General features: G+C 60.8%; 11 protein-coding genes. 2 read left to right on the top strand and 9 right to left on the bottom strand.

Going from position 1 to position 12,583, the window contains the following annotated elements; translation table 11 throughout:
• Positions 1-125: 125 nt before the first annotated feature.
• The 5 genes from AC1ROI_RS07015 to AC1ROI_RS06995 form a co-directional block, all read right to left on the bottom strand.
• A complete protein-coding gene (locus tag AC1ROI_RS07015; RefSeq protein ID WP_010466757.1) occupies positions 126-1,151 on the bottom strand; it encodes a putative 2-aminoethylphosphonate ABC transporter substrate-binding protein in 1,026 nt (341 codons plus the stop codon).
• Positions 1,152-1,198: 47 nt separating this feature from the next.
• Complete coding sequence (locus AC1ROI_RS07010) at positions 1,199-2,923, bottom strand: putative 2-aminoethylphosphonate ABC transporter permease subunit (RefSeq protein WP_102595079.1); 1,725 nt, start codon at positions 2,921-2,923, stop codon at positions 1,199-1,201.
• Positions 2,923-3,999: a putative 2-aminoethylphosphonate ABC transporter ATP-binding protein gene (locus tag AC1ROI_RS07005; RefSeq protein WP_010466754.1), complete on the bottom strand. Its 1,077-nt coding sequence runs from the start codon at positions 3,997-3,999 to the stop codon at positions 2,923-2,925. Before AC1ROI_RS07005 ends, AC1ROI_RS07010 begins: the two co-directional genes overlap by 1 nt.
• Positions 4,000-4,222: 223 nt before the next feature.
• Positions 4,223-5,086 (bottom strand): LysR family transcriptional regulator, encoded by an 864-nt coding sequence (locus AC1ROI_RS07000; RefSeq protein WP_010466752.1) that lies wholly within the window; start codon positions 5,084-5,086, stop codon positions 4,223-4,225.
• 16 nt (positions 5,087-5,102) lie between these two features.
• Positions 5,103-7,388 (bottom strand): heavy metal translocating P-type ATPase, encoded by a 2,286-nt coding sequence (locus tag AC1ROI_RS06995; protein ID WP_102595078.1) that lies wholly within the window; start codon positions 7,386-7,388, stop codon positions 5,103-5,105.
• Positions 7,389-7,472: 84 nt separating this feature from the next.
• On the opposite strand from AC1ROI_RS06995, the gene cadR reads away from it, so the two are divergent.
• Positions 7,473-7,922: a Cd(II)/Pb(II)-responsive transcriptional regulator gene (gene cadR, locus AC1ROI_RS06990; protein ID WP_010466748.1), complete on the top strand. Its 450-nt coding sequence runs from the start codon at positions 7,473-7,475 to the stop codon at positions 7,920-7,922.
• A 20-nt stretch (positions 7,923-7,942) separates the two neighbouring features.
• On the opposite strand, the gene AC1ROI_RS06985 is transcribed toward cadR, so the two are convergent.
• The 4 genes from AC1ROI_RS06985 to AC1ROI_RS06970 all read right to left on the bottom strand — a co-directional run bounded on the left by AC1ROI_RS06985 (position 7,943) and on the right by AC1ROI_RS06970 (position 11,609).
• Positions 7,943-8,773 carry a hypothetical protein gene (locus AC1ROI_RS06985; RefSeq protein ID WP_102595077.1) on the bottom strand — a complete coding sequence of 277 codons (831 nt, stop codon included), beginning with the start codon at positions 8,771-8,773 and terminating at the stop codon, positions 7,943-7,945.
• A gap of 150 nt (positions 8,774-8,923) precedes the next feature.
• Positions 8,924-9,895, bottom strand: a complete 972-nt coding sequence (locus tag AC1ROI_RS06980; protein ID WP_077747198.1) for a thymidylate synthase — start codon at positions 9,893-9,895, stop codon at positions 8,924-8,926.
• A 48-nt stretch (positions 9,896-9,943) separates the two neighbouring features.
• On the bottom strand, positions 9,944-10,750 hold the full coding sequence (gene lgt, locus AC1ROI_RS06975) for a prolipoprotein diacylglyceryl transferase (RefSeq protein ID WP_010466741.1): 807 nt from the start codon (positions 10,748-10,750) through the stop codon (positions 9,944-9,946).
• Positions 10,751-10,826: 76 nt separating this feature from the next.
• Positions 10,827-11,609 (bottom strand): sulfite exporter TauE/SafE family protein, encoded by a 783-nt coding sequence (locus AC1ROI_RS06970; protein WP_077747197.1) that lies wholly within the window; start codon positions 11,607-11,609, stop codon positions 10,827-10,829.
• A gap of 134 nt (positions 11,610-11,743) precedes the next feature.
• Here AC1ROI_RS06970 and AC1ROI_RS06965 point away from each other — a divergent pair, with 134 nt between their 5' ends.
• Positions 11,744-12,490 (top strand): NRDE family protein, encoded by a 747-nt coding sequence (locus tag AC1ROI_RS06965; RefSeq protein ID WP_102595076.1) that lies wholly within the window; start codon positions 11,744-11,746, stop codon positions 12,488-12,490.
• The last annotated feature ends 93 nt before the right edge of the window (positions 12,491-12,583 follow it).

Here is a 12,583-nt window from a genome sequence, read left to right as displayed (position 1 = left end):
TCCTGAATTTGAAGCCGCCTTCGCGGGCAAGCCTCGCTCCTGCAGGGTTGCGCGTTATCACAAACGACACCAACCCTGTAGGAGCGAGGCTTGCCCGCGAAGAGGCCCTTCAGCCGATAGAGATCTTACTTGGCAGCCACTTTCTCGGACTTGCCGTCATACCGCTTGCGCCACTCGCTCAGGATTTCGTCGCGATTCTTCGACGCCCAGGCAAAGTCGTTCTTGATCAAACGCTGCTCATAATCCGCCGGCAATTCGGTCTGCGGCTTGGCAATCCCCGGTTGCGCGAGCACCGCGAAGTTCTCTTTATAAAGCTCCATCGCCGCCGGGCTGGCCGAGAAGTCAGCCAGTTTCTTCGCCGCCTCTTCGTGTGGTGTGCCCTTGATCACAGCGGTCGCTTCGATCTCCCAGCCCAGGCCTTCCTTCGGCAGGATGATGTCCAGCGGTGCGCCCTGACGCTTCAGCTGAACCGCCGGGTATTCAAAGGAAATGCCGATCGGGAATTCACCCGAAGCCGCCAGCTTACAAGGCTTGGAACCGGAGTGAACGTACTGGCCGATGTTCTGGTGCAGGTCGTCCATGTACTGCCAGCCCTGCTTCTCGCCGAAGGTTTGCAGCCAGGCGCTGACGTCGAGGAAACCGGTGCCGGACGAGGCCGGGTTGGGCATCACGATCTTGCCTTTGTACTCAGGCTTGGTCAGGTCCTGCCAGCTCACCGGTTTGGTCAAACCCTGCTTTTCGGCTTCAACGGTGTTGAAGCAAATGGTCGCCGCCCAGACGTCCATCCCGACCCACGCGGGCGGATTGGCGGCATCGCGGTAGTTGCCGCCGATCTTGCCCAGGTCCTTCGGCGCGTAGCTTTGCAGCATGCCTTGCTGATCGAGGATCGCCAGGCTCGACGCCGCCAGGCCCCAGACCGCATCAGCCTGTGGGCGGGCTTTTTCGGCCAGCAGTTTGGCAGTGATAATCCCGGTGGAATCGCGTACCCACTTGATCTCGACGTCCGGGTTAGCCTTTTCGAAGGCTTCTTTGTAAGTCTTCAGTTGCTCGGCTTCGAGGGCGGTGTACACCGTCAACTCGGTTGGCGCCGCGAAGGCGTTCAGGCTGAAAGCGGTGAGGACAGCAGCGGCCAGGGCCATAGGCTTGAACATGATCTTTTCCTGTTTGAGTTGAGGGTTGGTCTTTTATGGGGACAGATTTATTTACCAGGAGCGGTCTGCCGCCAGGCCTGGGAACGGCGCAGCAAGCCGCGCGAGGCCCAGGCCAGCAGCATCGACACGCCTGCCGAAGTGAACAGAATCAGGGTCGACATCGCCGCCGCGCCGCCGACGTTGCCGGCGTCGTCCATGTTCAGCACCGCCACCGCCGCGAGGATGGTGTCGGGGCTGTAGAGGAAGATCGCGGCTGAAACGGTGGTCATGGCCGAGACGAACAGGTAGCGCACGATGTCCAGCAGCGCCGGCAGGCAGATCGGCACGGTGACTCGCAGGTAGTGCCGATACAGCGGCGCCTTGAGTGACAACGCGGCGGCCTCGAACTCGGCGTCGAGTTGGCGCAGCGCCGTGGTCGCGGTCATTTGTGCGGTGGTCAAATAGTGAGCAATGGTGCAGACCACCAGCAGCGTCATGGTCCCGTAGAGCACATGCAGCGGGTTGCCGCTGAGGTTGAAGAAGAAAACGTAACCCAGGCCCAGCACCAGACCCGGCACCGCCATCGGCACGAAACTGAGCATGCGCAAGGCCAGGTTCAGTCCGCGCTGGCCTTTGGTTTTCTCCATCAGGTAGGCGCCGGTGAAGATCAGCACGCTGCCGATCAACGCCGTGCTCAAAGCCATTTTTACGCTGTTGCCGTAGGCCAGCCAGCCGCCGCCCGCGGTGTCGCTGAACTGGTAATGGTTGAGCGACAGCGACAGGTTGTACGGCCAGAATTTCACCAGCGAGGAGAACACCGCCATGCCGAACACCAGCAGCAACACCGCGCAGATCAGCAGCACGATGGCCAGATAACAACCGTCCCGCCGCTTCGACGGCGCGGGTTTGAAGACTTGGGCGCGGCCGCTCATGGCGTCGCCGTGACGTCGACGCAACCAGGCATCGACTGCAAAACTGAAGAGTGCCGGCAGCAGCAGGACCATGCCGATCAACGCGCCGCGACCGAATTGCTGCTGGCCGACCACGGCCTTATAGGCTTCCAGCGCCAGCACTTGATAGTCGCCACCGACCACTACGGGCACGCCGAAGTCAGTGATGGTCAAGGTGAACACCAGGCAGAACGCCGCGAACACGGCCTGACGGGTCGCTGGCCAGGTGATGCTGCGAAAGGCTTTGGCCGGACTGGCGCCCATGCTGGAGGCGGCATCGAAGAGTCGCGCATCCGCCAGGGAAAGCGCCGACAGAAGAATCATCAATGCGTGTGGGAAGGTGTAAATGACCTCGCCCAGAACAATGCCCCAGAAACCGTAGATATTGTCCGAGAGCAAGCCGCGCAACATGCCCTGATTGCCGAACAGATAAACCAGCGCAATCCCCGGCAGCATCGACGGCGCCATCAGCGGCAACAACGAAATTGCGCGCCAGATGCCTTTGCCGGGAATCAACGTGCGTTGCAATGCGTAGGCAAACAGGTAGGCCAGCGGTACGACAATCGCCGCCACGCTGAGGGAAACTTTCAGGCTATTGCCGAGCAACCAGTGGAAGTTCGCACTGGTCACCAATTCACGCGCAGCCACCAGGCCTCCGCCCTGCCCGGCCTCCGAACTGAAACCGCGCCAGAAGATCGCCAGCAACGGCATCAACACCGCGAGGCCGAGCAACACCAATAAAAGGACTTTGCCGCCGACCACGAACACCCGGTCGCCGATCTCGGCACGGGAGGTCTGCCGAACCTGCTTGTGCGGTATCGGCAGCGCGATGTTCGCGCTCATCAGGCAAACACCTGCAGGCTGCGCGGGGGCAAGGCGACCATGATCTGCTGCGCACCGAGGCGCGGCATGGCTTCCGGTGCCAGTTCGGCCAACAATGCGTGGCCCGGCAGTTGGTCGAGTTCGAAGCTCATGCGGCAGCGGTTTCCGAGGAAGGTGATCTCGCGAACCTTGGCCGGGAACAGGTTTTCTTCATGCACCGGCGGGTTGACGTTGATCGCTTCCGGTCGGCAAAACAGACGGCCCGACGTGGTTTTAGCGCTGCCATCCGCCAGGCGCATGCTCATCCCGCCGACCTGGGCGTGGCTGTCACTGCTGCGGCTGAATGGCAGCCAGTTGCCCTGGCCGACAAACTCCGCCACAAACGGCGTGGCCGGGCGGTCGTAGATGTCCTGCGGCGTGGCGTACTGCTCGACCTTGCCGTTGTTCATCACGGCGATGCGGTCGGCCATCAGCATGGCCTCGTCCTGATTGTGCGTGACCATCAGGGTGGTGACGCCGAGGTTGCGCTGCAGTTGGCGCAGTTCGGTGCACAAATGCTCGCGGACTCGGGCGTCGAGGGCCGACATCGGTTCGTCCAGCAGCAACAACGATGGCGCCGGCGCCAATGCCCGAGCCAGCGCGACACGTTGCTGTTGGCCGCCGGACAACTGGCCGGGGTACTTTTTCTCGCTGCCGGTCAGGCCGACCAGTTCCAGCATCTGGCCGACACGTTTGCGCACTTCATCGCGACCACTGCCGGCGAGGCCGTAGGCAATGTTCGCTTCGACGGTGAGGTTGGGAAACAGCGCGTAGGACTGAAAGAGAATGCCGTAGTCCCGGGCCTGGGGTGCCAGGTGGGAAACGTCGCGATCGCCGAGGTACAACTCGCCGCTGTCCTGTTTCTCCAGGCCGGCGATGCAACGCAGCAACGTGGTTTTGCCACAGCCGGACGGGCCCAGCAGGCACACCAGTTCACCGGCCGCCACGTCGAGGGAAACATTGTCCAGCGCGGTGAAGGCGCCAAAGCGTTTCTGCACACCGCGCACTTTCATCGGGGCGCCGGGGTTGGTCAGGGCAGTTGCGATCGAGTGGTTCATGGACAGGCCTCATCAAGCAGATGAAGCCCATCCTAGGTTTGTAATGCGTCCGTCATGTGGCAGTGAGGCAAAATCGGCTGATAGTGGTATTCAAGAATTTGGGTTGGATACGTTGGCGCACTGACGGACGCCTTGGCGGGCAAGCCTCGCTCCTACAGGGGAATGCGATCACCTGTAGGAGCGAGGCTGGCCCGCGAAGGGCCCCTCACATTCAACACAAATCTCACGCGGGGGCCATTTCCTGCGCCAAACCCAGGAACGCCGCCGGCAACCGCGCACCTTTGCGCTCCTTGAGGCAGTACAGATACTCCGGAATCTGCGGCGCATTCTCAATCGTCAGCACGCGCAATTGCGGGTCATGCGGCACTTCCTGTCGGGCAATGATGCTGATGCCGATGTTGCGCAGCACCGCCTCGCGAATCGATTCACGGCTGCCAATTTCCAGCAACGGCCCGAAACTCACCCCCGCGCTGGCCAGTAATTCTTCAGTCAATCGTCGAGTGGTCGAGCCTGATTCGCGCATCAACAAGGTATGCCCGGCCAAGGCGCTGAGCGGCACATGATCGTGCGCCGCCAGCGGATGGTTGCGATGCACCGCCAACACCAGCGGATCGCTGCCGAGCACCCGCCGAATCAGCCGCGCATCGTCGAGCAATTGTGACGATGCCGCGACATCCACCCGGTAATCCTCCAGCGCTTCCAGCACCTGCTGGGAGTTGCCGATTTCCACCGACACTTCCACTTGCGGCAAGCGCTCGCGGAAAGTCTTCACCAGGTCGAGGATGTAATACGGCGCAGTAGCAGCAATGCGCAATGTGCCCTGGACCTGGCCGCTGTTGCGCAGGAAAAACTCGATGTCGGCTTCCTGCTGCAACAGCGCCTTGACCATCGGCAACAGCCGCGCGCCTTCATCGCTGACGCTGAGGCGGCGGCCGCCACGGTAGAACAGCTCAACCGAATACTGGCTTTCCAGATGGCGGATCTGCGTGGTCACCGTGGGTTGGCTCAGGCCGAGCTTTTTCGCCGCCAGGGTAATGCTGCCCAGGCGGGCAACCATGTAAAACGCCTTCAGCTCGGCACTCAGCACACCCGTCCCTCATCGCTTACTTGCGCAGCAGGCGCAAACCGTTGAACACCACCAACAGGCTGACACCCATGTCGGCGAACACCGCCATCCACATGGTGGCGATCCCAGCGAAGGTTACCCCAAGAAAGATCACCTTGATGACCAAAGCGAGGGCGATGTTCTGTTTGAGAATGGTCGAGGTTCGACGCGACAGGCGGATGAACGCAGGGATCTTGCGCAGATCGTCGTCCATCAGGGCGACATCGGCGGTCTCGATGGCGGTATCGGTACCGGCGGCGGCCATCGCGAAACCAATCTGGGCGCGGGCCAGCGCCGGCGCATCGTTGATGCCGTCGCCGACCATGCCAACACGATGGCCCTGTGCATAAAGTGCCTCGATGGCTTGCAGCTTGTCGTTGGGCAGCAGATCGCCCTTGGCCTCGTCGATGCCGACTTGCACGGCAATCGCCTGGGCGGTGTGGACATTGTCGCCGGTCAGCATCAGGGTTTTGATGCCCAGATCGTGCAGTTGCTGGATCGCTTCGCGGCTGGACTCTTTCACCGTGTCGGCCACGGCAAACAGCGCCAACGGGCCGGACTTGTCGAGCAACAGCACCACCGATTTGCCCTGTTTTTCCAGGGCAAACAGCTTCTCTTCCAGCGCAGGCGAACACAGGCCCAAGTCTTCCACCAGGCGATGGTTACCCAAGTGGTAGATCTGACCGTTGATTTCCCCGCGTACACCGCGACCGCCCAGGGCTTCGAAGTTATCCACAACGAGCGGCGCGAATTGTTTATCCACCGCCGCATTGGCGATGGCCAACGACACCGGGTGGTCCGAACGACCGGCCAGCGCTGCGGCAAGCGCCGGGGCAGTGGCGTCTGCGGTGGGATCAAGCGACACATAATCGGTCTGCACCGGTTTGCCGTGGGTCAGGGTGCCGGTCTTGTCCAGGGCCAGGTAATCGAGTTTGTGGCCACCCTCCAGATAAACGCCGCCCTTCACCAGGATGCCTTTGCGTGCCGCCGCGGCGAGGCCGCTGACGATGGTCACCGGAGTGGAAATCACCAACGCGCATGGGCAAGCGACCACCAGCAAGACCAACGCGCGGTAGATCCAGTCAAACCAGACGGCGCCCATGAACAGCGGCGGAATCACCGCCACGGCCAAGGCCAGCAGGAACACCGCCGGGGTATAGATTTTCGAGAACTGATCGACGAAGCGCTGGGTCGGCGCCCGTGCGCCTTGGGCCTGTTCCACGGCGTGGATGATCCGCGCCAGTGTGGAATTGTTCGCCGCTGCAGTGACCGAATACTCCAGCGAGCCTGCCTGGTTGATGGTGCCGGCGAAGACCTTATCGCCCACCGTCTTCTCGATCGGCAGACTTTCGCCGGTGATCGGCGCCTGATCGATGGTCGAACTGCCCGACACGACTTCGCCGTCCAGGCCAATCCGCTCGCCGGGACGCACCCGCACTCGCGCTCCCAGTTCGATGGTTTTGACCTCTTGTGTGACCCAGCTGCCGTCGGCTTGCTGCACCGTCGCCTGTTCCGGGGTCATCTGCATCAAGCCGCCAATGGCGTTACGCGCCCGGTCCAGCGACTTGGCCTCGATCAACTCGGCCACGGTGAACAGGAACATCACCATCGCCGCTTCCGGCCATTGCCCGATCAGGATCGCGCCAGTGACTGCGATGCTCATCAACGCGTTGATGTTCAGGTTGAGGTTCTTGAGCGCGATCCAGCCCTTCTTGTAAGTGGTGAGGCCGCCACTGAGGATCGAAATCAGCGCGATGATCGCCACCACCCAGTCCGGCGCGGCGCTAGTGAAGTGGATCACTTCTGCCGCCAGCGCACCCACGCCGGACAGTGCCAGAGGCCACCAGTGCTTTTTCTCGGGGATCGGCGCTGGCGCTTCGGCGCCCTGTTCCATCGGTTCAGCCACCATGCCCAGCGACTTGATCGCCTCGATGATCGGCGCAGTGCTCGGCAGGTCATGGGTCACGCCCAGGACCCGATTGATCAGGTTGAATTCCAGTTGCTGGACCCCCGCAAGCTTGCCCAGTTTGTTCTGGATCAGCGTCTGCTCGGTCGGGCAGTCCATGGCGTCGATGCGGAAGCTGCTCAGCCGCGCGCCGTCGGTCGGCGTGTCGCTCAACTTGATCAGCGAAGGCGCTGCCGCCTTGGAGGAGCAGCAGGAATCGCCGTGCCCGCCATGGGCATGCTTCTGCACAGGCTGCAGCTTGTGGCTGTGATCGTGATCGTGATCGTGATCGTGATCGTGATCAGCCTCGGGTTTGTGGGTGTGAAGGGAATCGCTCATTGGTTGCGTCCATGAAGGTGCCTGTTGCCAAGTAAAGACCCTGTAGCCACTATAGGGTCAAGCACCCTTTTGGAGATTGCTGTCATGAAGATCGGAGAACTAGCGAAACTCACCGACTGCGCCGTCGAAACCATCCGCTACTACGAGCGCGAAAACCTGCTGCCGGAGCCCGCCCGCAGCGACGGCAACTACCGGGTCTACACTCAGGCCCACGCCGAACGCCTGACCTTCATCCGCAACTGCCGCACGCTCGACATGACCCTGGAAGAGATCCGCAGCCTGCTGGCCCTGCGCGACAGTCCGCAGGATCAGTGCGAAAGCGTGAACGCGTTGATCGACGAGCACATTCATCACGTGAAAGCGCGGATCGACGGATTGATGGCGTTACAGACGCAACTGCTCGACCTGCGCCAACGCTGTGGCGAGGGCCCGGACATTGATCAGTGCGGGATTTTGCAGCGGCTGGAAGTGAGTGGCGGGGTGGTGGCGACGGAAGTTGAGCATTCCCATGTCGGCAGGAGTCATGGGCATTAGTCCCATCGCCACATCAGCGACTAGATCAACTTGAATTCCAATATGCCTCGATGCCCCATGCCGTAACCGATGCCCGGGACCATGCCCGAGCCCAGAAAAAGACTGCAGCGCAGTTGAACGGTCTCACCCCGATGCTTTTGATAGACAGAGGGCTCAATCCGAAACTTGAGGGGTGAATCGGGATTGACCGTCAACTTGCGCTGATAGTCTCTCCAGGCTCCGCCCTGCCCGCCATTCGCGCTACTTATCCAGAGCATTTCAATGGCGTTGTTTGTTCGCAGGTTTTCAATCCGCGGAATGGTCAGAACGACGCCATCGGGATGTGGGTCAATCTCCAGAACGCCTTCAGATACACCCTCAATAGAGACCGGGCCGGTTTGAATCAGTGCCGGGGCGAAGGTCATGAGCAACGATGCAGAAGGTGTAGCGCCCCCGCCTCTTTCGATGACAAAAATGACCTCGACCCGGTCTCCTTCAAACTGCCTTGCCGTGTCGTCGGGCACAACAAAATGCAACGGCATAAAACTCTGTACGGACTGCGGCTGCGACTGATAATTGCCCCCCGAACCGCCAAACGCCGCCCATTGCACTCGAACCTGATCGCCGATCTGAAATTCTCTATCGTTTACCGCCACGACCACTCGAAGTGAATCGACGAAGATCGGTGCGCCGGTGAAAACCTCCATGGGCACCACGCATCCCCATGGATCGAGGCCCGGAATGAAATGAAAGAGCCCCGACTGGCTTTCACAGCCAACGAACGGTGCTCCTGTCAATCCGCTCCTTAGAGGATTTGTACCGAAATGTCGCTCCGAAAAGCCGTCCGTTCCACCGGCCGCAGTGTTATTCATGACAAGGCTCCTGAAATAAAAAGAGGGTGTTGCTGACCACGGCCTGATGGCCTCGTGATCAGTCAAACACCCTCTCATTTATTCGCCTACTGGCAGAAATGACAGTCAGGTAGAACCTTTTCTAATAAAACAGCCCTGCCCGTCAAACAATCAGACGGCCATCGGTGCCGTCATCGGCGCGTGATGCTGATACCCCTCAAGCGAGAAATCGCTCGGCTCGATCAACTCCAGCCACTCCGGCTGATACAAGCCGGTCTTGGCAAACTCCGGCACACGGTCACTGATCACCAGTTTCGGCATCGGGAACGGCTCGCGCTTGAGCTGTTCGTTGAGCATGTCCAAATGGTTTTCGTAAACGTGGGCATCACCGATGAAATAGGTGAACCAGCGCGGTGTATAGCCGGTCAGTCGGCCGATCAGGCTCAGCAACGCGGCGCCTTCGGTGAGGTTGAACGGCGTGCCCAGGCCCAGGTCGTTGGAGCGGATGTAGAGCGTCAGGGAGATTTCCCTGGTCTCGACATTCGGGTGGAACTGGTACAGCAGGTGGCACGGCGGCAAAGCCATTTCATCGAGCTGGGCGACGTTCCAGCCGTGGAACAGAATGCGGCGGCTGCCCGGGTCCTTGATGATGGTGTCGACGCACTGGCGGATCTGGTCGATCGCCTTGTACAGAACGACATAGGCCTGACCGTCTTCCTCGCCTTCGGCGATCTGACGATAACCCTGGCTCAGGGTCTGTTCGATAGCGGCCTGATTGCTGACCGGAATCTGCTTGTACGCCGGCCATTTGCGCCATTGCACGCCGTAGATTTCGCCAAGGTCGTCTTCACCCTGACGGAACGGATTGGCCAGCCACTGCGCGTTTTCGTTGGCGTTCTGATCCCAGACCTTGCAGCCCAGCGCGCGGAATTCGGCGGCGTTGTTCACGCCACGCAGGAAACCACACATCTCGCCGATGGCCGATTTGAAGGCCATCTTGCGCGTGGTGATCGCCGGGAAACCTTCTTTCAGGTCATAACGCAGCATCGCGCCCGGAAAGCTGATGGTGTTCACGCCGGTGCGGTTGGCTTGCTTGGTGCCGTTCTTGATGACGTGGGCGACCAGTTCGAGATATTGCTTCATGAATTACCTGTGTCCTTGAACCCGGGGCCGTCACCCCGGGATTCGAATTTATACGGCAGCCGCTGGAGTCGCCGGGGCGCGGTGATACGCCAGCCAGATCAGGAACAGCCCGCCAACGATCATCGGTACGCAGAGCACTTGGCCCATAGTCAGCCAGTTCCAGGCCAGATAGCCCAGTTGCGCGTCCGGTACGCGGACAAACTCCACGATGAAACGGAAGATGCCGTAGAACAGGGCAAACATCCCGGACACCGCCATGGTCGGCCGCGGCTTGCGCGAGAACAGCCAGAGAATGGCAAACAGGGCCACGCCTTCGAGCGCGAACTGGTACAGCTGCGACGGGTGACGCGCCAGTTGCGCCGGATCGGTCGGGAAGATCATTGCCCACGGCACGTCGGTCGCCTTACCCCACAACTCGGCGTTGATGAAGTTACCGATGCGCCCGGCACCCAGGCCGATCGGCACCATCGGCGCGACGAAATCCATCAGCTGGAAGAACGACTTGTTGTTCTTCTTGCCGAACCACAACGCCGCCAGCATCACGCCGATGAAGCCGCCATGGAACGACATGCCGCCCTTCCACACTTCGAAAATCAGTGTCGGGTTGGCCAGATAAGCGTTCAGATCGTAGAACAGCACATAGCCCAGGCGGCCGCCGACGATAACGCCCATCGACATCCAGAAGACCATGTCGGAAAGCTTTTCCTTGGTCCAGGTCGGGTCGAAACGGTTGAGCCGGCGCGATGCCAGCAGCCAGGCGCCGCCGATGCCGATCAGGTACATCAGACCGTACCAGTGGATTTTCAGCGGACCGATGGCCAGGGCCACCGGGTCGATCTGCGGGTAAGGCAGCATTGCGACTCCTTGTTGAAAGTTGAAACCAGAATTCCCGGGCGACGCTGCCACCTCAGGATTAAGCCAGCATTGCGAGCTAGAGCAGGAAGCTCAGGCCTACGCAGAACAGCAAAGCCGCGAACAGCCTTTTCAGCAACTTTGGCGACAGCCTGTGGGCCAGTCGCGCACCGAGACGGGCGAACACCATGCTGGTCAGGGCAATCCCCAGCAGCGCCGGCAAATAGATAAAACCGAGACTATGGGCCGGCAGCAAGGGATCGTGCCAGCCCAGAATCATGAAACTTGATGCACTGGCCAAGGCGATGGGCAGGCCGCAAGCCGACGAAGTCGCCACGGCTTGCTGCATCGGCACGCTGCGCCAGGTCAGGAACGGCACGGTCAACGAGCCGCCGCCAATGCCGAAAATCGCCGAGGCCCAGCCAATCACACTGCCGGCCACGGTGAGACCGAGTTTGCCGGGCACCGTTCGACTGGCCTTGGGTTTGACGTCCAGCGCCAGTTGCGCGGCGATGATCAGCGCAAACACACCGATGATTTTCTGCAGATTCGGGCCGGAGATCGCTTCGGCCGTCAGCGCCCCGAAACCGGCACCCATCAGAATTCCGACGGTCATCCACACGAATATCGGCCAACGCACGGCGCCACGACGATGATGTTCGCGGACGGCATTGACCGACGTAAAGATGATCGTTGCCAGGGACGTGCCGACCGCCAGGTGGGTCAGGATCGAGGCGTCGAAGCCCTGCAAGGTGAAACTGAACACCAGCACCGGGACGATGATGATCCCGCCACCTACCCCGAACAGCCCGGCCAGCACGCCTGCGCAGGCGCCCAGCGCCAGATAGAGCAGAAATTCCATGGACGATCCCAATGCTTAGGCAAAACCGGAGCGGCATGGTAACGGATGCGTGGCCTCGGGCTCCACTGCGGATGGCAATGGAACGACAGGCGACGACTGCGTAGAGTGGGCAAAAAACACACAAGGACCACCTTATGTGCCTGATTGTTTTTGCCTGGCGACCGGGTCACGCCCAGCCGCTGATTGTGGCGGCCAACCGCGACGAGTTCTATGCCCGGCCCAGCCAGCCCCTGGCGCAATGGCCGCACGCACCGCATGTCTACGCCGGTCTCGACCTCGAAGCCGGCGGCACCTGGCTCGGTATTGGTGCCAATGGGCGTTTTGCTGCGCTGACCAATATTCGTGATCCGAATCAGTCGCCATCGCGAAAATCCCGAGGTGAGCTGGTGGCGGGTTTTCTCTTGGGCAATATGCCAATTGATGATTACTTAAGCGACGTTGTCGGACGTTCGCTGGAATATGCCGGATTTAATCTGCTGATCGGCAATGCCAACGAGCTGTGGCACTTCAATGCGCGGGAGTCTGAGGCGGTGATGCTGGCGCCTGGGGTTTATGGGCTGTCGAATGCCGGGCTGGATACGCCGTGGCCGAAATTGCTCAAGGCACGGGCGGCGCTGGAGGAAGTGCTGGAGGATCCGCAGCCAGAGGCGTTACTGGCGTTGCTGAAAGATCCGCAAACCGCACCCTTCGCCGAGTTGCCGGATACCGGGGTGGGGTTGGCGACCGAGACGTTGCTGTCGAGTGTGTTTATTGCCAGTCCGACTTATGGGACGCGTGCGAGTACGGCGTTGATTGTGCAGGCGGATGGGACGCGGCGGATGGTCGAACGGAGTTTCGGGCCGTATGGGGGGCATTTGGGGGAAGTGGAGATCTGGGTTTAGATTTTTGGAGTGTTCGAGGACGTCTTCGCGGGCAAGCCTCGCTCCTACAAGGGTCAGGTAATCCCTGTAGGAGCGAGGCTTGCCCGCGAAGGG

The sequence above is a fragment of the Pseudomonas sp. GW823-FHT02C02 genome (genome assembly GCF_058797635.1).
This window is presented reverse-complemented; position numbering and strand designations above follow the sequence as displayed.

Coding starts and splice junctions, on each gene's coding strand:
- AC1ROI_RS07015 (WP_010466757.1), bottom strand. CDS start 1,151: ATGTTCAAGCCTATGGCCCTGGCCGCTGCTGTCCTCACCGCTTTCAGC.
- AC1ROI_RS07010 (WP_102595079.1), bottom strand. CDS start 2,923: ATGAGCGCGAACATCGCGCTGCCGATACCGCACAAGCAGGTTCGGCAG.
- AC1ROI_RS07005 (WP_010466754.1), bottom strand. CDS start 3,999: ATGAACCACTCGATCGCAACTGCCCTGACCAACCCCGGCGCCCCGATG.
- AC1ROI_RS06995 (WP_102595078.1), bottom strand. CDS start 7,388: ATGAGCGATTCCCTTCACACCCACAAACCCGAGGCTGATCACGATCAC.
- cadR (WP_010466748.1), top strand. CDS start 7,473: ATGAAGATCGGAGAACTAGCGAAACTCACCGACTGCGCCGTCGAAACC.
- AC1ROI_RS06985 (WP_102595077.1), bottom strand. CDS start 8,773: ATGAATAACACTGCGGCCGGTGGAACGGACGGCTTTTCGGAGCGACAT.
- AC1ROI_RS06980 (WP_077747198.1), bottom strand. CDS start 9,895: ATGAAGCAATATCTCGAACTGGTCGCCCACGTCATCAAGAACGGCACC.
- lgt (WP_010466741.1), bottom strand. CDS start 10,750: ATGCTGCCTTACCCGCAGATCGACCCGGTGGCCCTGGCCATCGGTCCG.
- AC1ROI_RS06970 (WP_077747197.1), bottom strand. CDS start 11,609: ATGGAATTTCTGCTCTATCTGGCGCTGGGCGCCTGCGCAGGCGTGCTG.
- AC1ROI_RS06965 (WP_102595076.1), top strand. CDS start 11,744: ATGTGCCTGATTGTTTTTGCCTGGCGACCGGGTCACGCCCAGCCGCTG.